Genomic DNA, 25476 nt, shown 5'->3' with positions numbered 1-25476 from the left:
ATATAGTAGAAACACGATTCAACACAATTTTGACGCTTAGCGCGGCAGCGTGACGGTAAAGGTCGTGCCGACGCCAACTTGAGAATGAATGGCGACATCCCCACCAAGTTGTTGCAACATTTCAGCGACAATGGCCAAACCTAAGCCAGTCCCACCATTATGCCGAGAACGGGCTTTATCAACGCGGTAGAAGCGTTCAAAGATCCGTTGTTGATCGGCATCAGCAATCCCGATCCCAGTATCTTGGAAGGTCAACGTCAACTGATTGGGTTGCGTCGTGGCGGTGACATCGACACTACCATGCTCACGGTTGTAAAATACCGCATTATTCAATAAGTTGCGGATGACTTGCGATAACTTCACATCATCACTTTGAATGGTCAACCCGTCTGGGACGTTGATGTTGACATCTAATTGCTTTTCTTTGATCGGCTTGGCCAAACTCTTCACGGCTTGATCTAACAACTGGTTCAAATCAACGGCGGAGTGCTTAGCTGGCGCATCAGATGGCCGACTCAAGGTTAAAATATCCGTGATCAAGCTGGTCAGGCGCGTACTTTCATCATGAATAATGTTCAAGAATTGATCCAAGGTCGCCGGATCATCTTTGGCCCCTGCCAGCAACGTTTCCGCAAAACCGGAAATCGCGGTGACTGGGGTTTTAAGTTCATGCGACACATTGCCGACAAAGTCCAATTGCATCTGCTCAACTTGCCGCAAGTATGTGACGTCATACAAAATCACCAAGACTTGTTCACGATCCGCTTGCGCTTTTAACGCAATGACGTTAGCGTCAACCGACTTTTGCGTCGTCAACATGGTCATTTCTTTATGGTGCGATTTTTGATTGCGGAAGGTATGCTCGATCATTCGTGCCAACCGGTAAGTTTTGACATCATCTAAATAATTATGGACGCCCGGCGCGATCGGGTGGCCCACAAACGCCGACATCGCTTGGTTGGCTAACAACACATTGCGATCGGCATCGATCAACATCACGCCTTGAGGCAAGTGATCGATCAAGCGATCAAAACTGGCTTGGCGCAACACCACTTTGGTACGCAAATGATCGACTGCTTGTTCCAAGCGATTGATTTCAGCGCCCATGTCCATAAACGGCGATCCTGGTGTCAAAATAATCGGATTAACGCTGGCTTCTTTGCGAATATGGGCGATATTTTGGGTCATGGTATCGATATGGCCTTGCCAATAACGCTGACGCTTCAGTTGCAAACCGAGCAAAATCAACATCAACGCCCAATACCCGACCACAAACACCCACAGATCTGTCGGTGAAGAATTGGCGAGGCTGGCTTTTTTCTGCCAAACGCCGACAAAATGATTGTGCTTACCTTCAAAAATAAACAGTTGCTCCGTTTGCCCATTGATGGTCACCACTTGCGGCGTATGGCCGACAATGGTGCGTTTTTGATCGATCAAGTCTTGCATCATTTTTTGGCGTTTGGAAACTGGTTTACCGACTAATGGCGTGATCGCCACATCTTCAGCTTCAGCGACTGCTTGAGTTTGCTTGCCAGTGGCTAAATAAGTTTGATATACCGATTTGAGATGCGTGGTTTGTTGGTGGAATAACAGTTGATCACTGCCGGCAATAATGACGAAAAAGCCTGCTATGGCCAGCAGGCTTGATGTCAGTAATTGGCGCGTCGCTCTATTCATTGGGGACCTCCATTTGATACCCGAAGCCACGCACCGTTTTAATGTAATCTGGATGCTTTGGATCAGCTTCGATTTTATCGCGCAAATGCGACACTTGAATATCGACCATCCGGGTTTCAGCCGGGTATTCAAAGCCCCAAACCCCATTTAACAAGGCGTCACGTGATAAGATTTTCCCAACGCGTTTGGCGAAAAAGGCCAGCAATTCAAATTCTTTTGGTGTTAAGGTCAGCTTTTCACCATCTTTAGTCGCCCGATAATTTTCCGGATCGATACGCAAGCCGCCGACCACGATCAATTCCTGTTCCGCTTTACTACCGTGAGCAGCAGGTTGTGCATCGCTATCTTTGTTGACGCGTCGCTCGATGGCTTTGATCCGCGCCACGATTTCTCGAGGCGAAAATGGCTTGGTCACATAATCATCGGCGCCGAGTTCCAAGCCCACGATTTTATCGGTTTCGGAATCTTTGGCCGTCAAGATCATGATCGGCGTGGTGATGTTGGCGCCGCGAATCTTTTTGGTGACTTCTAAACCATCTAAACCTGGTAACATCAAATCCAAAATAATGAAATCATAATGTTCTTGCAAGGCTAGGGTCAATGCTGAGTCCCCATCGCCTGCAGTGGTCACGTCAAAATGTTCTTTTTCGAGATTATATTGTAACAAGGTCACAATAGCCGGTTCATCATCCACAACCAGGATCTTTTTCATGCTTGTTCCTCCGCAAAAGTGATCATGCCCAACTCGTGTGGGGCCCCTTCGTAAATCGCTGTTTCACATAACTTGATCGCACCATCTAAGCGCATCACCTTCAAGCGGCAATACGTCGGGTGGGCTTGGATCGCCGCATACAACTCAGCGTCATTGTGCACAGGTAATTGGTTACACAGCAATACCACGTCGCCGGCTTCCAATCCCATTTTAGCTGCTGGCGTTTCTGGTTGGATCGCCACTAGCCGCACTCCGGTAATGGTTTGTGACACGTAATTGATCCCGCGCTTGTTGGCTTGGTGATTTGCCAAGCCAACCACGATGCCGACAATGACGGCTACGATCAACCAAATCGTGGTGTAAGTCGGCAAAGCCCATGCCCCAGCAGCGAGTGCCAAGGCGATCACCCCGGCAATCAAGTACTGCCAGATCCATAATTTAATCGCATATTTGGGCAATTGCTTCTTGGTGCGCAACGCCACGCCTAAAATCAACGGCAACCCGATCAACGCAAAATGCGTATTGCCGATCGTTAGCGCTGACCACCAAGGTAATTGTGCAAAGGTGTTCCCTGAAATCGGCAAAATTAAAGGTAACCAGTAAAATTGCCGATGCGCATAAACCGCGATTTTGGCGCCGCGCGGTCCTTGAATCAAAGTCGGCACATCGATCGGCGGGTCAAAGACTTTAAGCAACCCAGCTTCTGCCAACCATAATAATCCGACTAACAGTAACAAGCGCCAAGTCCAAACCGAAGCTGTTCCCTGCGCAAATTGAGTTTGCGGCACATAAATTGCTAATAGTCCTGCGATCGGCAACCACCAAGGGCCAAAGCCGATGCCAGACAATAGTAACATCACCACCGTTAACCCGCTTAACATCAGCAACACTGCCGGTGGTAACAAGACCCCACCCAGCACGCTGAGTCCGGAAATGATCACAGCAACGCTGACGCCACCGATGATCCCAGCCCAAAGCCCAGTCGCATGACGATCAATCGCCGTTAAAAAGACTTTGCGTTCATGCCGCAAACGCAGCCAGTGCCAAAACACTGCCACGAGAAAGCCCACCCAAGTGATCGGGCCTAACAAGGTCAAAAACAATCGCACGCGGTTCACCTTCCTATTCGTCTTTAGTATATCATGTAACGACGAGAAGCCGAACGATACAAACCCTTCACAGTGAAATGCAAACGGATACATTCTCGCTTTTGGCGTAAATGTTCTGTAAATCTGATGAATTCATCATTCCCAGCCGTCTTCTTCATCCACATGAACTGGTAGATCTTGGATGAATGAACGGGCTGAAATTCGATTGCCTTCATCCTGATCGATCCTGCGCTCGACTAGCTTCAGAAATGCTTGCTCGAATAAGCGATCAATTTCGTCCTGCGTTTTTTTTGATTGCACATGATTAATCCTTTCATATTTCCGTGACCACACAAAAACCGCCGTGACCAAGGCCCGACGGTTTAATTGTACGTTAGATTTTAAGGAAGCGACGCATGGATACCACAGAACCTAAGGCCCCGATGATGATCCCGATCGCAGCTAACGCCACATCCAGCCAGAATAAGAATGGCATGGTTGGGAATAAGGAGTACCCGTTAGCTGCGGTCGTCAAGCCAGCATTGGCATAAACCAAACTGTAGCCGATATCGACCACTAACATTGGGATCAAGGACCCCAGTAATCCGGTCCAAGCCCCTTCAAGCAAAAATGGCCAGCGAATGTAACTGTTCGTCGCACCAACTAAGCGCATGACCCCAATTTCATCAGCACGCGACAAAATCGTGATCCGGATGGTGTTAGAAATCAAGAACACAGCCACAAACAGCAGTAAAATGGTAAACCCAACACCCCAACGCTGAATGGTATCAACTGTCTTGAATAACTTCTTGGCCGTGGAACCCCCATAAGAGGCTTCAGAGACATGCTTGAGTTTTTGGGCTTGCTTGGCCACTTTAATGGTGGCTTTTGGATTTTTAGTATCAACTAAGAACACGTTGTTCAACGGGTTCTTATCGCCAGAAAACATTTTCCATTGCGAGCCGTAAGAACCGACGATGGTATCCAATTCCGTTTTAGCAGAACGATACTTGACGGTTTTAACGTTTGGCAAAGCTTTGATCTGCTTTTCCAACTTGGCTTCTTGCGATTTCTTCGTGCCGCGGTCGACATACACCCGCACGCGGACATCGTTTTCCACTTGTGTTGAAATGCGGGAAACGTTCATCAATAACGCCATAAAGATCCCGACTAACAACAAAGTCACAGTAACGGCAGAAACTGCGGCCACTGACATCCAACCATTACGCCGCAAGGACTTCCAGGAGTCTTTGAGGTGACGCTTCATCACATTAGGCTTCACTATCGTAACTCCCTTCCTTTTCATCACGGACTAAGCGCCCGCCGGCAATTTCAAGCACGCGGTGTTTATGTTCATCCACCATTTGTTGGTTATGGGTGGCCATGATCACAGTCGTCCCATTGGCATGGACTTTTTCCAAAATTTCCATGATGCCTTCAGCGGTTTCTGGATCCAAGTTCCCCGTTGGTTCATCGGCGATCACCACTTGAGGCTTGTTGACAATGGCGCGGGCGATGGAAACCCGTTGTTGTTCCCCACCAGATAATTCAGATGGAAAACGCCGCAACTTTTGTTCCAAACCGACCAACTTCAAGACTTCCAAAACGCGAGGACGAATGTCTTTGTCAGGGGTTTCGATGACTTGCATCGCATAGGCGACATTTTCATAAACCGTCAAGCGTGGTAACAACTTGAAGTCTTGGAACACGATGCCGATCAAGCGCCGCATGTAAGGCACTTCTGAAGGCTTCATGGTTTTGAAATCGTAGTTGTTGATCACGATGTCGCCTTCTGAAGGCGTCAATTCATGGTAAAGCATTTTAATAAACGTTGACTTACCAGCACCACTAGGGCCGATCACATAGACGAATTCGCCAGGATCGACGGTGAGGTTCAAATCTTTCATCGCGACGACGCCGTTGTCATACTTCATCATCACGTTTTTCATCTGAATCATGTCACGATTCTCCTTAATCACTTTTTTCACTGCGACCAGTATAACAGGCGTATACAACAACAGCATTGCATTGACATTACAAAAGCGTTTGTCATCCCGCTGTCATGTGACAAAATCATGCCGCTAAATGGCGTCAGTGGCTTGGTTGCGCTCCAGCGAGATGAAATTGGACCTCCAACTGGCTCGTCGTTGCATAGAGAGCGTCCTCACTATGCATCAACGGCCAGCTTCCGGTCCAATTTCATCTCGCTTCCACACTACCAATCCGCAGACGCCTTGGCTAGGACCGATCTTCTAATCAACATATTGAACGACTGATAATGATCAAATCACATTAGTCAGGGTTTTCCGTGGATAACTGCCATTGTAAGTAAGCGTAGATGAATGGATTCAAGTCGCCATCCATCACCGCTTGACCATTACCGGTTTCGTAGTTGGAACGGTGATCTTTGACCATCGTGTACGGATGGAAGACATACGAACGGATTTGTGAACCAAAGGCCACTTCCATTTGCGTGCCTTTGATGGCTGCCGCTTCTTTGGCTTTGATTTCTTGTTCGCGTTGATATAATTTGGCTTTCAACATGCCCATTGCAGTGTCTTTGTTTTGAAACTGGGAACGTTGGGCTTGACTAGAAACAACGATGCCAGTTGGAATATGGATCAACCGCACGGCGGAACTGGTTTTGTTGATGTGCTGACCACCAGCCCCACTGGAGCGGAAGACTTCCATTTTGATGTCTTCTGGGCGAATGTCGATTTCAATGGAGTTATCGAGTTCTGGCATCACATCAACACTGGCAAAACTCGTATGCCGGCGACCAGCAGAATCAAATGGTGAAATGCGGACCAAACGATGGACGCCTTTTTCACCACGCAACATGCCATACGCATTGTTGCCGTTGATCAACAAGGTGACAGATTTCAAACCGGCTTCATCGCCTGCCAAATAGTCGGCAACTTCGACACTGAAGCCATTTTGATCGGCCCAGCGTTGATACATCCGCAACAACATCGCGCCCCAGTCTTGGGCTTCGGTACCGCCAGCGCCGGGATGGATTTCCAAAATGGCATTGTTGGCGTCATATTGACCGTTCAACAAAAGTGCCATTTCGTAGCTGTTCATCTTTTCTTCGAGGTCGTGAATACCTGATTCGAGTTCTTGTTGCATATCATCATCAGGTTCCTCTTGTAACAATTCTAACGAGACATCCAAATCATCGAGTTGATCAGACAACGCGTAGAAGTTGTCATGCTTGGTTTTGAGGATGTTGTTGGCATCGATCACTTTTTGGGCCGATTCGCGGTCATTCCAAAAATCTGGTTCCGCCATGCGCCCTTCATTTTCTGAGATGCGTTCGTTCAAGGCATCGAGGTCAAAGAGACCCCCTGAATTGATTTATTTTGGTGCGTAATTGCGCAAGGGTGTTGCGCGCTTCTGCGATTTCCATACAGAATTTCTCCTTTGACATGATGTTGGTCTCGAAAATCTATCAGTTCCGATAGATTTTCTTAGTGATACATTCGTTTAATTCGATGACGCGTTAATCATTCGATCAGGATACGACGTCGTTTGAAGCACGAGCATGACGATTGGAAATTGGGACGGAAGTTGGCCACCAAAGCATGGTGAGAAAGGCGTTAGCGATTTATCGCTTACGCCTTTCCGCAGGTGGAGCTAACTTGCACCAGACGCTTGGCGGCTGGTGCAAGTTAGCTCCGCCGAGGACCCTCTCCATGCTTTGGTGAGCCAACTGGAGTCCAAATTTCTAATCGTCCCCACTGAATGCAAAAGGCCGGGCATGCCCGGTCTTTTGTGGTGCTTAACGACGGATGTTTTGACGAATTTCGGCTTTCATGAACAGACGGGTGACGTCTTCATCCATGTGGGCGATCATTTCTTCAAACATGGCATAAGCTTCTTCTTGGTATTCGACCAATGGGTTCATTTGACCATAACCACGCAAGCCAACAGACTGACGCAATTGATCCAAGACATCGATGTGATCAGTCCACAAGGAGTCAACGACCCGCAGGATAACCACTTTTTCAAATTCAAGCATTTGATCGGCATCGCCTAATTGCTTGAGCTTTTCATTGTAGTTGTCTTCAGCGAGCCCTTCGATTTTTTCGATGATTTGATCTTGACCTAAGCCTTCAAAAGCATTGGTGGTCAACTTGTCGCTAGACACCATGTTGTTTGTGACATAGTCATAGATCTTATCGAGTTCCCACTTGCTTTGTTCGCCTTGCGTGTGCAATTGCACGATGCGAGTGATGCAACGATCAAGCATCGCCATTAAAACAGGCTTCAAAGTTTCATCTTCATTGATGACTTGTTGGCGCTGCTTGTAAATGACTTCGCGCTGTTCACGCATGACATCATCATATTGTAAGGTGTTCTTACGGGTATCGTAGTTGTTCCCTTCAACCCGCTTTTGCGCAGATTCAACAGAACGGGAGATCATGCGAGAGCGGATGACTTGTTCGTCGTCTTCGAGTTTGAAGCGATCGAGCATCGCTTTGATCCGATCGGAACCAAAACGCTTCATCAAATCATCTTCCAAAGACAAGTAGAACTGGGTATAACCCGGATCCCCTTGACGACCTGAACGGCCACGCAGCTGGTTATCGATCCGTCGAGATTCATGGCGTTCAGTCCCGATAACGGCTAAGCCGCCAACTTCTTTGACGCCAGGGCCGAGTTTGATATCAGTCCCCCGCCCAGCCATGTTGGTGGCGATGGTGACAGCCCCGCGTTGGCCAGCATTCATAACGATTTCAGCTTCACGGGCATGGTTTTTGGCGTTCAAAACAGAATGCGGAATGCCTTCATCGTCAAGCATTTTGCTCAAGCGTTCAGAAGATTCGATGGCCACAGTCCCGACCAAGATCGGTTGACCTTTTTCATGACGGGCCTTGATATCTGCAGTAACCGCCTTAAATTTAGAATCCAAAGTTGGATACAAAATATCTGGCATGTCGACGCGGGCAATTGGGCGGTTGGTTGGAATCGTCAACACGTTCATGTTGTAGATTTCGCGGAATTCTTCTTCTTCAGTCTTGGCCGTCCCAGTCATCCCAGACAGCTTGTTGTACATCCGGAAGAAGTTCTGATACGTGATGGTCGCCATGGTTTGGTTTTCATCTTGGATCTCAACGCCTTCTTTGGCTTCGATGGCTTGGTGCAGGCCATCAGAGAAGCGCCGGCCTTCCATCGCCCGCCCAGTAAAGGAATCAACGATCAAGACTTCACCGTCTTTGACCATGTAGTCGATATCTTTGAGCATGATGTAGTTGGCACGCAGGGCTTGATCCATATGGTGGGTCAAAGCCGTGTTTTCGGTGTCATACAAGTTCTTCAAACCAAAAGTCTTTTCGGCTTTACGGATCCCATTTTCAGTTAAGGAAATGGTCTTAGTTGGCCAGTCGATCTTGTAGTCGTCTTCTTCTTTTAAGGTCTTGACGAAGCGATCGGCACGGATGTATAAACCGTTGGACTTTTCAGCGCCACCAGAAATGATCAATGGCGTCCGCGCTTCATCGATCAAAATGGAGTCAACTTCATCGACGATGGCATAGTTTAATTCACGTTGGACCATTTGTTGTTTGTACACAACCATGTTGTCACGCAAATAATCAAAGCCGAGTTCTGCGTTGGTGGAGTATGTGATGTCGGCGTTGTAAGCTTCACGCTTTTCATCAGAAGACTTTTCATGCGTGTTTAAGCCCACAGAAAGCCCCATCCAGTTGTAGAGTTCGCCCATTTCAGTGGCATCACGCGCACTGAGGTATTCGTTGACAGTGACAACATGGACGCCATGCCCTGCTAAAGCATTCAAATACACTGGCATGGTTGCGGTCAAGGTTTTCCCTTCACCGGTTTTCATTTCCGCGATGTTACCTTCATGCAAAGTGATCCCACCGATGATTTGTACGCGGAATGGGAACAACCCCAAGACCCGCTTGGCGCCCTCGCGCACTGCGGCGAAGGCTTCAGGCAAAATGTCATCAAGGGTTTCGCCATTTTCCAAGCGCTTTTTCAATGCAGGCGTTTGGGCTTGTAATTCTTCGTCGGACAAAGCCGCCATTTCTTTTTCATGCGCGATCACTTTGTCGGCAATTTTGCCGATGCGGTTGACTTCGCGCTTATCGTTTTCGACCCATTTTCTAAGTGGATTAGCCATGAATTAAATTCCCTTCTGTCACGATTTGCTAGGTGCGACCCAGCAAGAGTGTACACTGACTGACAGTATCCTCATTATTCTAGCATTGATTCCCGAAATTTAAAACGGGTCTAGAATTTTTGGTGTTGGAAGATACTTCCACACTAGAAGTTCTAGACCTTTTTGAATAACAAAAAAGGCACCTATGCCTCCTAGTGCTATGCTTTAAGTGGCTAAACCAAAGATAAACGAGGTAGGAATAGATGTCTCAACTAGATAGTACGCTTAAGTTGCTCAAAATTACAGATACAAATATTCACACGGAGGATGTTAGAGAAGAATATCGAGGAAAAGCATCGGGTCATAAGAAATATCTGATCATTCACGCTAGTTTAACTTACACGCTTAAGAAGTGCCCACAGTGTGGCTTTAACGCCTTACATCGCAATGGCTTTCTCGCTACACACATTCATGTCGATGGTCCTACTTCACAGCCGGTACTTCTAGAATTGGATAAGCAACGTTGGCTGTGCGCAAACTGCCACAGCTCATGCACCGCAACGACATCTGCTGTTAGAGCCAACCACGCCATTGGTCGTGAGCTCGAAGAGCACGTCCTTAAACTGGCTGCTAAGTCACTTCCAGCAAAAACAATCGCTACCCTGACGGGCATTTCTACCAACTCAGTGATCCGAATTCTCCACGCAAACATTCATCCGCATGCGAGTCATACACTTCCGGTCAATATCTGTTTTGATGAGTTTCGTTCAACGAAATCTGCGATGTCATTTATTTGTATTGATGCCGATACGCACAAGGCTGTAAAGGTCTTGAGTGGCCGCCTAAATAAAGATATCAAGGAGTTCTTCATCAATCAGTACAGTGTTGATGACCGCGCCGCGGTCAAACGAGTCGTCATGGATATGAACGCCTCATATCAAGCAATTGTTCATGAGCTATTTCCCAACGCCATGATCATTATCGATCGATTTCACATTGTTCAGTTGATTGCTCGGACAATGGATCAAATCCGTGTTCAGTGCTTGAAACAACTTGATGTCCACTCACGTGAGCACAAGATATTGAAGTCACTCTGGAAGTTATTTCATAAAGTCCATCCCGACGCAAAACATTCTCATTATCTATTTGGACTCAACGAGTACTCAACCGAACAAAATGCCATTGATTTAGGAACCAGCGTATCACCAAAGTTCAAGAAAGCCTACGACACTTACATTGCCATCCATGACGCATTAATGGGTGGACACTATCGCAAGCTGGAGACTCTGATCACGAAGTATCAATCCAACGGGAGTGTTCTTGATATCGCCATGACCACCTTAAAGAAGAACCTTCGAGGTGTTATCAACGCTGCGAAGTCTGAGTACTCCAACGGTCCAATTGAAGGCGTGAACCGTAAGATCAAAGAACTCAAGCGGGCCTGTTATGGATTCTCCAATCAGAAAAACATGTTCATACGTGTATATCAATTGGTTGCGTAAGAACAAAACACATGAAGAATGAGGCTTATTTGAGTTACCCTAAAACAAGGCTCTTGGAAGAAATCGTCTGACAGTGTACATCAACTTATAAGATAACAAAAAGGCTCCTCATTTTTGAGAAACCTTCAAAGGATAAAAATTATCCTTCAACACCATTTGACAAACTCCCTTTAAAACGGGGCACAAGAAAAAAGCGTGCTCAAGCTGGGTTGATTTGAAATTGGGACTCCAGCTGGCTCGGCTCGGCGTGGTGAGGGTCCTCAGCGGAGCTAACTTGAATGCTCACTTCGTTCCCATCCAAGTGGATCTCCACCTGCGGTTTCTCGTAAGCGACAAGTCGCTAACGAGAATCTCACCACGTCGAGCCGGCCAGCTTCCGTCCCAATTTCAAATCACTTTCGCCCAGCTAATTCATTGCCCGATGTTTCAATACTGACATACGATATCTGATCAATAATGAAATGTTTAGGCCCGTCCCTTCGCTTAGAAGCGCAGAAAATCGGCGAGCGGAGGCGAACTTGCGGAACGATCCGGCTGAAATTAGCGAACGTGGCAGAAGGATTAGCTGAGACAGTGCTTTTCTGGCTCAGTTAATCCTTCTGCCAGAATCAAAGACGTGATTTTCGGCTTTGATTTTAGGTGAAAGAGCATCGGCGCACTTTGCCGATCTCTGCAACCGGCCGGCCACGAGAGCTGATTTCAGCCGCATCGTGGAACAAGTTCGCCGGAGCTCACCGATTTTCTCCATGATCGCACAAAAAAAGAGCTGCCGGAGCAACTCTTTTCCATTTATTATTCGTCAGTTTCGATCAGGCCATAACGACCATCGCGGCGCTTATAGACAATGCTGGTGCCAGAAGTTTCTGCATCTTCGAAAATGAAGAAGTTGTGGCCAAGCATATCCATTTGCAAAATGGCTTCTTGAGAATCCATTGGCTTCAAAGAAACACGCTTCGTGCGGACCACTTGTAAGTCGTCTTCTGGGACTGCTTCTTCATCAGCTGCGTCCACTTGGATCGGGGCGAGCCCTTTTTCGCGGGACTTGCGGTTGATCTTGGTCTTGTACTTGCGCACTTGGCGTTCGAGTTTGTCGGTAACCAAGTCAACGCTGGCATACAGATCAGGGCTGGTTTCTTCGGCGCGCAAGGTGAGATAAGACAGCGGAATCGTCACTTCAACTTTAGCCGTCTTGTCGGGGTAAACTTTCAAATTCACATGCGCGATCGCTTGAACCGAGTTATCAAAGAATTTGTTGAGTTTGCTAATGCGCTTTTCGACATAAGCCCGAATGGCATCGGTAACCTCAATATTTTCGCCACGAACGTTGTATGTTAGCATGACACTTCTCCCCTTTCATCAACGCTGTGATAAGCCACAGCGCCCGATTGGCGGGCCTTTGAGAGCCCTTCCAATCTCTAATTACATTATACCGAACTGATCGTAAATGTACAAACCTAAAAGCTGTGAATTATTCATCTAATTAGCGAAAAACTCGTGATGGTTCCGTGAAATCCAGCATCACGCAAGGCATCAGCCGCGTGGTATAGCGTGCGTCCGGTGGTATAAAGATCATCCAACAGCATAATTTGTGAAATTTTCTCAAGTGACACTTGTGGCCGCACGGAAAAACTCTGTGGCGTCTGCAAACGCCCAGCACGATTCTTCTGAGCCTGTGGCACCGGGGTATCTGCTTTTTGCAGCCACTGATGCAGTGGCAAATGGTCAAACAAGCCTAACACTGGATCAAACCCGCGGACTTGATAATGACCCGCTTCAGTAGGGATCAGCACGAAGGTTGCGCTTGGTGGTTGGATAAAATCTTGAAACGCCAGATGCAGCCGCCAATCGCCTAAGCCTTTATATTGTTCAATGAAGGCTTTCATCGGCGCATCATATTGAAACAACGCGCGATGATGGAGCAGCGGGTAGCCGGCTTTTTGCCAACGAATACAGTCATAACACAATTGTGGTGAATTCGCGCGCCCACAGCCAGGACAAGCTGTTGCTTGATCGATACGCGTAAATTGCCGCATACACGCGCGACACAAATGAGGTCGTCGCACACCACTTAAAGAAAAAATTTTGCCTATGGTCCAATCGATTTGAATCGGTTGGCCACATAATAAGCAAGCCATTGTCATCCCGCCTTCATGTGATTGAGTTTTTCAATTGTCGTGATGGCAACTTGAATATCGCGGGTGTAGTGCTGAATGTAAAACCACACTGGGTCATCCGGTGAATCTACCGCCCGCCCAGCACGACCTGCCATTTGAATCAAGGCATCAGATCCAAATCTTGGTGAATCCGCGGCTAAAACGATCACCGCACAACGATGGATCGTCACGCCGCGCTCTAAAATCGTGGTGGTGACCATCAGTTGAATCTGTCCTGAACGAAAAGCGAGCACTTTAGCTTCACGTTGGTCATCTTGGGCGTGGACACTTTGAATTTCTACCTTTAATTGTTGACGCAACGCATTGGTGATCGGCACCAACCAATCGATATCCGGCACAAATAACAAGACCCGATGCGTGGTGACCAGAGATTTTAACTGCATCAACAACTGAGTCGGTAATTGTTTTGGCAACTTGGCTTTTTTCACCCAAGCCAGCTTGGGTGCTGGCAAAGGCTGACCATGAAAGCGTCTCGGCAAGGTGCTTAACCCGATTTTGCCAGCGCGACCTTGTTGTAATAAATTTTTTGAAGGTGTCGCACTCAACCACACCAAACTCCCTTTAACCGCATGTTTCGCCGCATACATCAACGCCTCATCATGCGCAAACGGGAACGCGTCAACTTCATCGATCACCAATAAGTCAAAACAATGGTAGTAACGCAACAATTGATGGGTGGTCAATACCGTCAAAGCGACATCATGTTTCGGCCAAGGTGCCCCACCAAAGCGCACCCCTATCGAAGTATGGGCGAAAGCTTGCGCCAATCGTGGCGCCAATTCGCGCACCACATCGATTCTCGGCGCAGCAACCCCAACACGCCCACCGGCGTCTAAAACTGAGGCGATCGCTGGAAACAGCATTTCCGTTTTACCGGCACCAGTCACTGCCCATAATAAATGTTCTCGCCTAACTTGAACGGATTTTAACAATTGGTCACTGGCCACTTGTTGGGCCGGCGTCAATTCGCCAGTCCAAGTCAATGAAGACGTCGGTGGAAATTTTGGTGCGTCAAAGCGATACAACGACTGGCCTTCAACCACTCGGCCTAAATTCACACACACAGGACAATAACGCAAACCGATCGGTAATTTAATGGTAAGATTTTGCCCACAGCGCACACACCGGCCGTCTGCTGTCATCGCTGGGACCGCTTGTGCTACACTAGGATCAGTCTGAATATCACTCAACAATAATTGCATCCCCGCATACCGCATAAGGAGCCTCCCATGGTTTATCGCACGATCCAACAAAACGGTGAAGCCGAAATGATCATCAAAAAATCCCGCTTCATCACGCACCTTGCCCGCATTCAATCAGAAGCAGACGCGCAAGCCTTCATCGCTGACATCAAAAAAGCCCATTACAAAGCCAATCACAACGTCCCAGTTTATTTACTCGGTGACGATGACCACATTCAACGCGCCAATGATGACGGCGAACCCAGTGGTACAGCCGGCGTGCCCATGTTGAAAACTTTACAAGAAATGGGCCTGCATGATATTTGCGCCGTGACCACGCGGTACTTCGGTGGCATCAAGCTCGGCGCTGGCGGTTTGATTCGTGCCTACTCAAACAGTGTTTCCAATGCCGTCAATCAAGTCGGCATCGTTGAACGCCGCTTGCAAAAGCAAGTCACCATCGAAATTTCTTACGCCCAACTCGGCTCAGTGCAACATTATCTGGAAGCCCACACTTTGCCGATGACCATAAATTACGCTGTTAACGTTGAAATTGAAACTAGTGTGCCGGAATCGGCGCTCGATTCGCTGCAAAATGACCTCACAAACTTGCTTTCTGGTCAATTGAGCATGACTATCGGTGACGACGAATTTATTGAAATCCCTGTGACCACAACAAAAAACGCCGACTCATAACGAGTCAGCGTTTTTTGTTTGTGAATCGATGCTATTTTGGCATATTAGAAACCTTGGATCAGCATCATTACGATCGGCACAACGATGGCAAACAGCACAGTGGACAGTGTGACCACGTTGGTTGCATATTCTTCATCGGCATGCGCTTGGTTGGCCAAAATTGGCAATACGGCTAAACCTGGTGCAGACGCTTGAATGATCAAGGTCTTCGCTTCCAAAGATGGCACGTTGAAGCCGGCATGGATCCCCATTAAGATCAAAGCGGTGATCAACAATGGTGCCACGATGAAGCGGCCGATCAACGCCACGATGGAGTCGCGATCGAACTTGATCGCCCCAAACCCAGCTTTGGCTAAAATGATCCCGATATAGATCAAGGATAATGGGGTCACTAAGGAACCAACGTAATCCAAGGTATTCTTAGCAAAGCCTAACCAGCCGACATTGACAAACGGAATGTTTAACAGCAAGAAGACCAAGGCGACGATGAAGCCGACTAATGGTGCAGGCAATAACTTCTTCCAGTTAAAGCTGGTCTTTTCACCAGTCCCAGCGATTTTGGTTGGGTCATCCCAACTCATGATGAAGGCACCAAGCGTCCAAGTGGACACGGTGTTGACCACATAATAAGTTAAGAAGTAAGGGGTGGCTTTGTCCCCAAACAAAGCCAAGTTCAATGGTAAGCCGATAAAAATCGTGTTGGCATTGACGAACATGTTGATGAACGTCCCGCGACGACCTGGGCGCACTTTTAACAGTTTGACCAAGATGAACGCCACGATATAGCCCAAGATCACGGCACCAAAGCCGTAAACCAAACCGCTAGAAATGGAAATCAGCTTGTGTAACGTCAAGCGTTCCAAAACCGAAATGAAAATCGATGCAGGCAAAGCCACTTTCATCAATAATGTGGAAATGGTGCCGCCAAAGGCCTCATCAAACCAGCCCTTTTTTTGTAAAATGTACCCCAAAGCAATGATCAAAACGATCGTTAAAATACTTTGGACGGAAGTGTATAAAGCAGTCACTTTGTCGTCCCCCTTCTATTGTTGTGTTGCAAATTTTGATTAGTCAGCCATTTCGATGTTTAATGGTTGATATTCTGGTGCCCATTGCATGTCGCTGACGGCTTTTTCAACGTCTTTGATGTCATCGACGTTCAAGCCATCTTTGACGGCTTGGTTAGCCACAGCTAAAGCCACAGTCTTAGAGAATTGATCCAACTTCGTCACTGGTGGCAATACCGCAGCGCCGGCTAATTCAGGATCGACAATGCCGCCTAAGGAGTGGGCAGCTGCAGAAATCATGTCATCAGACAATAACTTGCTAGTGGCTGCGATCGTGCCTAAGCCAAGGCCTGGGTATACCAAAGCGTTGTTGGCTTGGCCGATTTCATAAGTCACACCATTATATTCAACTGGTGCAGCTGGGATCCCAGTGGCAACTAAGGCTTTACCATCGGTCCACTTGATCAAGTCTTCGGCTTTCGCTTCAGCAAGCTTGGTTGGGTTGGACAATGGGAAAATGATCGGCCGTTCCGTGTGAGCAGCCATTTCCTTGACGATGCTTTCGGTGAAGGTCCCAGGTTGGGTGGAAGTCCCCACTAACACATCAGGATGAATCGCTTTAACCGCAGCTTCTAAGCTGGTGAGTTCATTAGCGTTTTCAAATTCGGAACGCGAACGGGCAAACACTTTTTGGGCTGGGGTCAAGGTTGGGTCGTCATCAAAGAGCAAACCTTGCTTGTCGACTAAGTAGAAGTGCTTTTTGGCATCTTCTGGCGCCATACCTTGTTGCAAGTATTCTTCATAGACACGAGCCGCGATGCCGGCACCGGCAGTCCCAGCACCAAAGCTCATGTAAACTTGGTCAGTCATTTTTTGCTTGGAAATGTTCAATGCGCCAAGCATACCAGCTAACACAATGATCCCAGTGCCTTGAATGTCATCGTTAAACGTGGTGATTTGGTTTTTGTATTGATCCAAGATATCAGCCGCGTTGGCGCGACCGAAGTCTTCAAAATGCAAGTACAAACGTGGGAACAACTTTTCAGCCGTGGCAACGAACTTGTCTACAAAGGCGTGGTACTTGTCACCGTAAACGCGTTCGTGGCGATTGCCGAGGTATAAATCATCGTTCAATAATTCTTGGTTGTTGGTCCCTGCATCTAAGACCACTGGTAAGACTTGGGAAGGGTCGATGCCAGCAGCGGCAGTGTAAACCATCAACTTCCCAACAGCGATATCAACCCCTTGCGTGCCCCAGTCGCCGATGCCTAAGATTCCTTCAGCGTCAGTGACGACTAACAAGCGAATGTCACGGCCATTAGCCGAACGACGGAGGGCTGATTCGATGTCATCTTGCGCGTCGATGGACAAGTAAGTGGCATTTTGCGGTTCAACGAACAAGGCAGAATAGTTTTCAATGGTGTCCGCGATGGTCGGATCATAAACCACTGGCATGAATTCAGCGATGTGTTCGGAGAAGAGTTTGTAGTACAACACATGGTTGGTGTTGAACAATTGCATTAAGAACAAACGCTTTTGTAAGTTATCATTTTTGCTTTCATATTGCGCATAAGCTTGCTTGACTTGTTGGCTCAATGATTGGATCGCACTTGGCAGTAATCCGTTCAAGCCATAAGCGTCACGTTCAGCTTGGGTAAAGGCGGTACCTTTGTTTAAGAATGGGTCATGTAATAATTGTTGGGCTGTATATTTCATTGCGATTTCCTCCTGTCGTTGTTTACGAGTATCAGCATATTCCTTGCAAAAAAATATAGTCAAACGGCACAGTTGTGATAAGATTTGTTAATATGAGGAGGCGGGACAATGAATACACGCGACCTAGAATATTTTGTCGCCCTTTGCGATGAAAAAAATTTTTCACAAGTTGCTAAAAACTTCAACGTGACGCAACCAACCATCACCTTGGCCTTGAAACGCTTGGAAAGCCAATTTGCCATTCAGTTGATCGACCGCGATCAAAGCCATGGCAGCATCACCATCACACCAGCCGGCCAGCAACTCTATCAACGCGCCAAAGTCGTGGGCAAGCAGTTAAGCCTCGCGCAAAAAGAACTGCGCGCCTTGCGCCATCCTAAGATTCGCTTTGGGTTGCCACCGATCATCGGCAGTTTTTATTTTCCCAAACTCGCCCCGCGCTTGGTGACCAGCGGGTTGATGCCAGATCTGGAAACCCATGAAGCTGGCAGTACCAATTTATTAGAAGATCTGCGCGCGGGACACTTAGATGTGGCGTTGCTTGGGGCAACTGGTCCGTTGGCCGCCCCAGATCTTGACGTCCATACCGTTGCCGCCGATCCCTTTGTGGCCGTGATGCCCAAAGATCATGAACTTGCCAAACGCGAATCGATCAGCTTTGCAGAATTAGCTGAAGAACCTTTTGTCACCTTTTCTGAAGGCTATGTGCATACCAAAGCCATGCAGTGGTTCACCCAAGCTGCCGGCATTCAACCGAGTATCGTGTATCGCACGCCGGATGTCGCCTTGTTGAAGTCGATGATCCATGCTGGCGTGGGGATCGGGTTGTTAGCCACCACTGCTGTCACCGCCGCAGATGATTTGGCCTTGGTGCCTTTGAGTGAATCTGGGCAACCGCGTTTCAGCATTTCTGTGGTAACCCGGCGTGGCCAAGTCCTCACCCCAACCATGACCGAATTAATGAAACTATTAAATCAACATGCCTAGGAGGCCATTATGCGTATTGAACATGATTCATTAGGTGCTGTCGAAATTCCGGATAATGTTTGGTGGGGCCCGCAAACTGAACGCTCCCGCCATAACTTCACCACCGGTCCCAAAATGCCGATGGCGGTGATCCGCAGCTTGATCCAAGTCAAACTTGCCGCTGCGCTCGTCAATGGGAAAACTGGGAGCATTTCTCACCCGATCAGTAGCGCCATTCAACAAGCCGCCAACCAACTACTGGCCTTATCTGATGATGAATTGGCGCAGAGTTTTCCATTACGCGTTTATCAAACCGGCTCTGGCACGCAAACTAATATGAACGTCAATGAAGTGCTGGCACATTTAGCCAGCCAACACACTGATGAACCCGTTTTACCAAACGATCACGTCAACTGTGGCCAAAGTTCTAATGACACTTTTCCAACAGCAATGCACATGGCAGGCTATACGGCTGGTCAAAAGGTGATCACCGCCTTAAATGACCTGATCGATCAGTTTGAGGCCAAACAAGTCGCTTATATGCACACCGTCAAACTCGGCCGCACCCATTTACAAGACGCCACCCCGCTGACTTTTGGCCAAGAAGTGTCAGGCTGGGTCGCCACTTTACAACAAGACGTCGACACCTTGCGGGCGCTGTTGCCACAATTATTAGCCTTGCCTTTAGGCGGCACGGCTGTTGGCACTGGGCTGAACACCACGCCTGAACAAACCGCGCAAATGGTGCAAACCATCGCCAAGCTCACCGATACACCATTTACCTCGATGCCAAACAAATTCCACGGCTTAGCGGCGCATTCTGAATTAACCGTGAACCATGGTGCCTTAAAAACGTTAGCCACTGATTTATTGAAAATCGCTAACGACATCCGCTTCTTAGCTTCTGGTCCTCGGGGCGGTTACGGCGAATTGACCATTCCCGCCAATGAACCAGGCAGTTCGATCATGCCGGGCAAAGTCAACCCGACCCAAGCTGAAGCCTTGACTATGATCGCCACGCGAGTGTTAGGCAATGACGTCACCATCAGTGTTGCCAACAGCCAAGGCAATTTTGAAATGAATGTTTATAAACCTGTGATCATCGCCAGTTTCTTGGAATCTTGTGAGCTGTTAGCTGGCGGGATGACCCAATTCACCCACTTGTTAGTGCAAGGCTTAACAGCCAATGAAGTACGGATGCGCGAATTGGTGGATAATTCCTTGATGTTAGTCACGGCTTTGTCCCCGCATATCGGCTATGAGGCCAGCGCCCACATCGCCCAAGCCGCACAAAAAAACGGCAGCTCATTAAAAGCTGCCGCCATTGCCAGCGGAAAAGTCACCGAAGCTCAATATGATGAATGGGTCGATCCGTTAACGCTATGTAACTTATGATTCGATCACGTCTGTCCCTTGTGGATAGGCGTTTTTGTTTAGAAATAATCTTTTTTCTTCAATAACCATGCACAGGCACCACACAAGATCCCCATCACCGCTAGCAAAATGAAGAAGCCACTCATCCCGTGGCGCAATGGCAGCCAAGTGTTCATCCCCCAAATGCCAGACACGATCGCTGGAATCGTCATGATGATCGACACGCTGGTCAACACCTTCATGATCAAATTCAAATTGTTGCCCACAATGGCAGAAACTGCCGTATTGTATTGATCCAATAATGCTCGGGCACAATCACACACAGTGAGGACTTGTTCACATTCCACATTCACCGCATGCAGGCGATACAAATGCTCATCAGTAGTGAAATACTGCGCTGAATCGGATAACTTTTTGACCACGGCTTGGGTTTTGGTCAAAGCCGCATCAAAATACACCAAACTTCGCTCTAAGGCGATGATCTCATATAATAAGGTATTGCGACTGGCAGTGGCCAAGCGCGATTCCATGGCTCTAGTGCGCTGATCCATTTCATCAACATCTTGGACAAAAGCAGACAACACCGCTTGCAGCAGCGCCAACGCCAAATCTTCAGCATCCCCAAGCGCTCGCGTGTGCGCAATAAAGTCATCGACCACTGCCAAGCGCTTAGCCGACACCGTCACCAATTGTTCCCCGACTAAGATCATCGCCATCGGCACAGTTTCATAAACTTGATCGCCTTGCGCATTGGTGGTCGACTCGGGCACGCGCAATACCATTAAAGCCGGTTTGTCACTGCCATCACGCACCCCGACAACGCGCGGATCTTCATGCGGATCGATCCCAGCTTGTAAATAGTCAAAAGGAAAATGGTAACGATCATCCAACACGTCGAGTTCGCCTGGATCTGGCGCGATCACGCGGACCCAATGACTTGATTTTTCTGATTGAACCACACGCCCTGATTCAATGGTGTAATTTGCTTGCATCCCATTCACCTCATCGCTATTTTACCACGGTCCGCCACATTAAAAATGTTTAAGAAACCTGCCGCTTTCAGAAAAACGCGGTACAATGGACGTTATTCAATTCACAATGGAGGAAACTTATGCGCCGACGCAGACGACGCAGGCGGCATTTAGGCCTGTGGTTTTTCATTTTCATTATCATAGCGATTGCTGCAACCACCTTGTTTCTCATTTTTCGTGGGGCGAAAGTGTCAGGACCTGACAGTCAAAATTCGAGTTCGGTAACCAAAGTGATCGACACGACCCCAACTGCCAGTTCCACCAAAACCACTAGTGGCACTTGGGCCGCATCAGGCAAAGCCGAGGATCCTGACGGCGAAGCGTTGAAGGTAAAAGTTTACTTACACTTGAAGACCAATGGCCACTTCCAGCGCGAAATTGTGATCCAAGGCGATTCCGTGCGGACTATCGTGGATAGCGGCACTTACTCTGGCAAAAAAACTTACAAGTTGAAGAGTCATCAAGCGGTGATTTTCACTTATGCCAGCAAAAAAGCTCAACGCCAGCAAACTGCCAAAGCGACGACGCAATACGGTAGCGACTATGCGGCTTATCCAAGTTACCTAAAAACCGTCTTGAACAATCGGGTTTCTAAAACCAGTTATCGCTATGTCGATACCAAGTTGACCCTGTCGAGCACCACACACACGGTACCAACCATTGATGCGGCGATGAACGATCAATCCAACACGACGAGTGCCACCAATGACGCTGACGATGACACTACCTCAACCAGCACTAGCGACAGCAGTTCAGACGATTCTGATACTGGCAACGACGCATCATCTGATCGCACTTCAAGTGATAGTGACTCTACTGATAGCGACTCAAGTTCCAGCAAAATGACTGTCGAAAAGGCACAAGCCATCGTCGAACAACAATATCCAAGTGCGGATTACAACATTACCGCCATGGGCCAAACCGGTTCAAACTTCACCTTTGTCGTGATCAACCAAAAAACGCGTGACAACCAATACGTGACCGTCAATGGCGACGGGGAAATTCAATAACTGCAACTGAGTCGAGGGCGTGCAAGCGTGCTCGATTTTTTGTTTGGCATAGATTTTTTCTCATCATTTTCTCAACGTATTTTAATTTTAATCGTAGTGTGATACAATAGATGCATTGTTTTCATCCCACTACATAAAGGAGTTTCTACCGTGACTGCATTCTTATCTAGTGTTTTCGGCGTTTTAGAGATCTTGATCTTGATCGCCATCGGTTATGCGCTGACGGCAGTTGGCTGGTTCAACGACCGCTCCAGTCGCATCATTGCCAAAGTCGTCACCCAAGTCGCCTTACCAGCTTACATGATCGTGACGATCACCAGTGACTTTTCCGCCAAACAACTCGCCACGATTTTACCTGACTTGCGCTTTCCGGTAATGTCCATGGCCATTTTATTCGGCTTATCCTTTGGCGTGTGTCGCGCATTGGCAGTGCCTAAAGGTCGGCGCGGGTTATTTAAGTCGATGTTTTTCAACTCCAACACGGTATTTATCGGCTTACCTGTGAATATGGCACTGTTTGGTCCGAAGTCCTTGCCTTACGTCTTAGTTTATTACATGGCCAACACCACGATTTTTTGGACCATCGGGGTTTATTTGATCCAAGCCGACGGGCCGCATGCCGCCCACTTTGATTTGAAAAAAGTGCTCGGCAAAGTGTTCTCGCCGCCTTTACTCGGCTTTATCGTCGGCGTGATCTTCGTGTTGTTAAAAATCAAACTCCCAGATTTTATTATGAGTGATCTCACTTATGTCGGGAATTTAACCATTCCAGGCTCGATGTTTTTCATCGGGATCTGCATGTATCAAGCCGGCTTGCGCAACATTCGCTTCAATAAAGAATTGCTGGGGATTTTTGCTGGACGTTTCGTGTTTGCGCCGATCATCATGTTTTTATTGGTGTTTGCCGCACCGGTGCCTTTGTTGATGAAACAAGTCTTCTTATTACAATCAGCCATGCCGGTGATGACCAATGCGCCAGTGGTCGCTAAGCTTTATGGCGCAGATGCTTCTAATGCTTCCATCACCGTTTCGGCAACCACTTTATTTTCGATGATAGTGATCCCGATCGTCATGATCGCCGTGCGCGTGCTACACTAAACCCATGGAGGTGCGCGCATGCGGAAATTGTTCATAACCTTAGCTGTACTCATTTTGGCCGGCTGCCAAGCCCCGGCGACTAGCACCACGAAAAAATCAACTAGTTCATCCAGTGCCAAGGTGGTCGTCAAAAAGACCAAGAAGAAGGCGCCATTGAAGGCTAAAGTCAGCGATTTGATCGGGCATTATTTTGTGAATACTGATGATCATGATCAAGTGCTGCAGTTCACCGCCTCCACTTCTGGCTACTACTTAGATGTGCAAACGCGGCAAAATGGCGAAGACTTTACTTCCAGTCAAGCTGGGATCTTCAATGGCAAGTTAACGATTTCAGATTTAACTTATACCTTCAGTGGTACAGCCCAACCCAACGCGAAACAAAGTACCCTCAGTTTCAAGAAGCTGTCCAAAACTAAAATGCAACAACTCCCTGACGGCCCGATTTACCAACAAGTCAAAAACGATGATTTAAGCACCTTAAGTGAATGATTGGATAAGTAGTGTCTGCGAAATGCAGGCACTATTTTTATTACATTATTTATCCCAAAAGATAATTTGAAATGTGTAAATATTGTTTTTTCCTGTAGTGGTTGATTCCGGTATTCTGTCTTGATAAGCTAAGGCCAACTTCACGACACCCCACTCACTGAATGGAGGAATTCTGATGAAACTCACCCCAATTCTTGTCGCCGGTATCTCTGCGATTGCGACGATTGCAAGCTCAAACGCATTGGTTCACGCTGATTTGGTCAACGACACGACAAACGCCACTGTCAATGTCGAAGCCACCAAGGATGATAACAAACTGTATTTGCAATCCGCACCGGACTTTCACTTTGATAAAGTTTCTGTCGCTGATGTCTACAAAGGTTTCGATCGCAGTCAAACTGGGACTAACGATTTGACTATCATCGACACGCGTGCCGCCGATCGCACCGACGCTTGGCAATTGGATGTCACGATGAAGCCTTTTGCAGAAGGGACTGACATCTTAAGTCGCGCAGACATGAACCTGACCACCAGTGCAACCCCGAAATTCGAGTTTGTTTCCCCAAAGTTGAACACGACAGAAACCATCAACTTGGCCAAAGCCACGGAAAATCGCGGCACGTTGACCTTAGCTGGTAAGGATATCAAAGCTGAATTAGTGCAACAAGCGACCCCAACAGCTAAGGCCAAAGATGGTTCCAAGTATTCCGCAGACCTCGTTTGGACGTTAATGCCAACGCTTAAAACTGCAGCTGCTTTATAGTCCGAAAAGGGCTGGACAGGAATCTGCCCGGCTCTTTTTTGCCTTTTTTAGGAGGAAATTTTTGACTCGACTGCGCTTATTGCTACTTGCCTTTTGCCTATTTTGTTTTGCACCAAGCAGAGTTCACGCCGCAGGATCAGAATTTACGGTAATACCAGATGCGACTGGCTCCCAAGCCACAAGTTATTTTCAATATGAATTAAAACCCAACACCAGCCAAAAACTTGCGGTCACGATTCAAAACATGGCTGATCACCCGCGCAAATTCGCTTTACAATTCTTGTCTGCTGGGGTATCTGCCAATGGGCAATTGCTGTATACACCAGCAGACAAGGTGATCACAGATGACGGCCCGAGCTTACAGGATATGATCCAACAACCGCAAACCTCGGTCACCATCCCTGCTCGTAGCTCAAAAACCGTGGTAACGACATTGAACGTCCCAAACACTTCATGGGCCGGCGAGCGCTTAGGCAGCTGGTATGTCCAAGTTGCTTCAGAAAAGTCATCTGCCGCCATTCAAAATCGGTTTGCCATGGCGATCCCGGTCCACTTGACCATCGCACATGCCTTAACTGAAAAGCCAAACTTAACCCTCAGCCAGCCGAAACTCGATCAATCGACGGTGGTCGCAAACCTCACCAATCACACGCCGCGTTTGTTTGGCCACATCACGCAAACCACGCGCCTGTATAGTCCCGATCGCAAAGTCTTGGCAAAACAAGTGCTCAATAACGCGCAAATGGCGCCAAGTGCGATCATGGGCTTACAATTGCCAGTTAAAAAAACGTTGACCCCTGGCACTTACACTTGATGTGAACCCCCAGGTTTGGACAACAATCCAAATCTGGGGGTTTTCTTATGG

General features: G+C 47.8%; 23 protein-coding genes. 9 read left to right on the top strand and 14 right to left on the bottom strand.

Features of this window, described 5'->3' with window-relative positions:
• Positions 1–36: 36 nt before the first annotated feature.
• The 8 genes from pnpS to secA form a co-directional block, all read right to left on the bottom strand.
• Positions 37–1680, bottom strand: coding sequence for a two-component system histidine kinase PnpS (gene pnpS, locus FD01_RS07240; protein ID WP_056963480.1), 1644 nt, complete (start codon positions 1678–1680; stop codon positions 37–39).
• Complete coding sequence (locus FD01_RS07235) at positions 1673–2392, bottom strand: response regulator transcription factor (RefSeq protein WP_056963478.1); 720 nt, start codon at positions 2390–2392, stop codon at positions 1673–1675. The genes pnpS and FD01_RS07235 overlap by 8 nt, the downstream gene beginning before the upstream one ends.
• The gene (locus tag FD01_RS07230) at positions 2389–3501 is read right to left on the bottom strand and encodes a PDZ domain-containing protein (RefSeq protein ID WP_056963477.1); all 1113 of its coding nucleotides are present in this window, start codon (positions 3499–3501) and stop codon (positions 2389–2391) included. Before FD01_RS07230 ends, FD01_RS07235 begins: the two co-directional genes overlap by 4 nt.
• 135 nt (positions 3502–3636) lie before the next feature.
• The gene (locus FD01_RS16065) at positions 3637–3801 is read right to left on the bottom strand and encodes a hypothetical protein (RefSeq protein ID WP_156647284.1); all 165 of its coding nucleotides are present in this window, start codon (positions 3799–3801) and stop codon (positions 3637–3639) included.
• 73 nt (positions 3802–3874) lie between these two features.
• Positions 3875–4747 (bottom strand): permease-like cell division protein FtsX, encoded by an 873-nt coding sequence (gene ftsX, locus FD01_RS07225; protein WP_225436263.1) that lies wholly within the window; start codon positions 4745–4747, stop codon positions 3875–3877.
• A gap of 4 nt (positions 4748–4751) precedes the next feature.
• Complete coding sequence (ftsE, locus tag FD01_RS07220; protein WP_056963475.1) at positions 4752–5438, bottom strand: cell division ATP-binding protein FtsE; 687 nt, start codon at positions 5436–5438, stop codon at positions 4752–4754.
• A 334-nt stretch (positions 5439–5772) separates the two neighbouring features.
• Positions 5773–6889, bottom strand: a protein-coding gene (prfB, locus tag FD01_RS07215; RefSeq protein WP_152164798.1) for a peptide chain release factor 2 whose coding sequence is annotated in 2 segments (ribosomal slippage) — positions 5773–6816 and positions 6818–6889 — 1116 coding nt in all. Because the reading frame shifts where the segments join, the coding sequence is not laid out codon by codon here.
• A 372-nt stretch (positions 6890–7261) separates the two neighbouring features.
• Positions 7262–9625: a preprotein translocase subunit SecA gene (gene secA / locus FD01_RS07210; RefSeq protein ID WP_056963473.1), complete on the bottom strand. Its 2364-nt coding sequence runs from the start codon at positions 9623–9625 to the stop codon at positions 7262–7264.
• A 242-nt stretch (positions 9626–9867) separates the two neighbouring features.
• Here secA and FD01_RS07205 point away from each other — a divergent pair, with 242 nt between their 5' ends.
• Positions 9868–11106: an ISL3 family transposase gene (locus FD01_RS07205; RefSeq protein WP_056963471.1), complete on the top strand. Its 1239-nt coding sequence runs from the start codon at positions 9868–9870 to the stop codon at positions 11104–11106.
• Between the two features lie 792 nt (positions 11107–11898).
• Here FD01_RS07205 and hpf read toward each other — a convergent pair.
• The 3 genes from hpf to FD01_RS07190 all read right to left on the bottom strand — a co-directional run bounded on the left by hpf (position 11899) and on the right by FD01_RS07190 (position 14497).
• Complete coding sequence (gene hpf / locus FD01_RS07200) at positions 11899–12444, bottom strand: ribosome hibernation-promoting factor, HPF/YfiA family (RefSeq protein WP_056963469.1); 546 nt, start codon at positions 12442–12444, stop codon at positions 11899–11901.
• Positions 12445–12578: 134 nt separating this feature from the next.
• A complete protein-coding gene (locus FD01_RS07195) occupies positions 12579–13139 on the bottom strand; it encodes a ComF family protein (protein WP_225436172.1) in 561 nt (186 codons plus the stop codon).
• Between the two features lie 104 nt (positions 13140–13243).
• On the bottom strand, positions 13244–14497 hold the full coding sequence (locus tag FD01_RS07190; RefSeq protein WP_056963467.1) for a helicase-related protein: 1254 nt from the start codon (positions 14495–14497) through the stop codon (positions 13244–13246).
• Positions 14498–14509: 12 nt separating this feature from the next.
• On the opposite strand from FD01_RS07190, the gene FD01_RS07185 reads away from it, so the two are divergent.
• Positions 14510–15157 (top strand): YigZ family protein, encoded by a 648-nt coding sequence (locus FD01_RS07185; RefSeq protein ID WP_056963465.1) that lies wholly within the window; start codon positions 14510–14512, stop codon positions 15155–15157.
• A 44-nt stretch (positions 15158–15201) separates the two neighbouring features.
• On the opposite strand, the gene FD01_RS07180 is transcribed toward FD01_RS07185, so the two are convergent.
• Positions 15202–16185: an AEC family transporter gene (locus tag FD01_RS07180; protein ID WP_054715712.1), complete on the bottom strand. Its 984-nt coding sequence runs from the start codon at positions 16183–16185 to the stop codon at positions 15202–15204.
• 39 nt (positions 16186–16224) lie between these two features.
• Entirely contained in the window at positions 16225–17937 is a 1713-nt protein-coding gene (locus FD01_RS07175; RefSeq protein WP_263862608.1) for a malolactic enzyme, read from the bottom strand.
• 51 nt (positions 17938–17988) lie between these two features.
• On the opposite strand from FD01_RS07175, the gene FD01_RS07170 reads away from it, so the two are divergent.
• Positions 17989–18867 carry a LysR family transcriptional regulator gene (locus tag FD01_RS07170; RefSeq protein ID WP_056963462.1) on the top strand — a complete coding sequence of 293 codons (879 nt, stop codon included), beginning with the start codon at positions 17989–17991 and terminating at the stop codon, positions 18865–18867.
• 9 nt (positions 18868–18876) lie between these two features.
• Complete coding sequence (locus tag FD01_RS07165) at positions 18877–20241, top strand: class II fumarate hydratase (protein ID WP_056963460.1); 1365 nt, start codon at positions 18877–18879, stop codon at positions 20239–20241.
• A 38-nt stretch (positions 20242–20279) separates the two neighbouring features.
• On the opposite strand, the gene FD01_RS07160 is transcribed toward FD01_RS07165, so the two are convergent.
• A complete protein-coding gene (locus FD01_RS07160; RefSeq protein WP_054715714.1) occupies positions 20280–21212 on the bottom strand; it encodes a magnesium transporter CorA family protein in 933 nt (310 codons plus the stop codon).
• Positions 21213–21331: 119 nt separating this feature from the next.
• Between FD01_RS07160 and FD01_RS07155 the strand changes: the two genes are divergently transcribed.
• The 5 genes from FD01_RS07155 to FD01_RS07135 all read left to right on the top strand — a co-directional run bounded on the left by FD01_RS07155 (position 21332) and on the right by FD01_RS07135 (position 25425).
• Positions 21332–22261 (top strand): hypothetical protein, encoded by a 930-nt coding sequence (locus FD01_RS07155; RefSeq protein WP_056963458.1) that lies wholly within the window; start codon positions 21332–21334, stop codon positions 22259–22261.
• 150 nt (positions 22262–22411) lie between these two features.
• Entirely contained in the window at positions 22412–23359 is a 948-nt protein-coding gene (locus tag FD01_RS07150; protein WP_056963456.1) for an AEC family transporter, read from the top strand.
• Positions 23360–23377: 18 nt separating this feature from the next.
• Positions 23378–23848 carry a hypothetical protein gene (locus tag FD01_RS07145; RefSeq protein WP_056963454.1) on the top strand — a complete coding sequence of 157 codons (471 nt, stop codon included), beginning with the start codon at positions 23378–23380 and terminating at the stop codon, positions 23846–23848.
• 175 nt (positions 23849–24023) lie between these two features.
• Entirely contained in the window at positions 24024–24611 is a 588-nt protein-coding gene (locus FD01_RS07140; protein WP_054715728.1) for a WxL domain-containing protein, read from the top strand.
• Positions 24612–24672: 61 nt separating this feature from the next.
• On the top strand, positions 24673–25425 hold the full coding sequence (locus tag FD01_RS07135; RefSeq protein ID WP_054715731.1) for a WxL protein peptidoglycan domain-containing protein: 753 nt from the start codon (positions 24673–24675) through the stop codon (positions 25423–25425).
• The last annotated feature ends 51 nt before the right edge of the window (positions 25426–25476 follow it).

Source organism: Lacticaseibacillus manihotivorans DSM 13343 = JCM 12514 (assembly GCF_001435035.1).
In the GTDB taxonomy this organism is placed as follows: domain Bacteria; phylum Bacillota; class Bacilli; order Lactobacillales; family Lactobacillaceae; genus Lacticaseibacillus; species Lacticaseibacillus manihotivorans.
The sequence above is the reverse complement of the archived record's forward strand: the minus strand, read 5'-3'. Positions and strand labels throughout refer to the sequence as shown.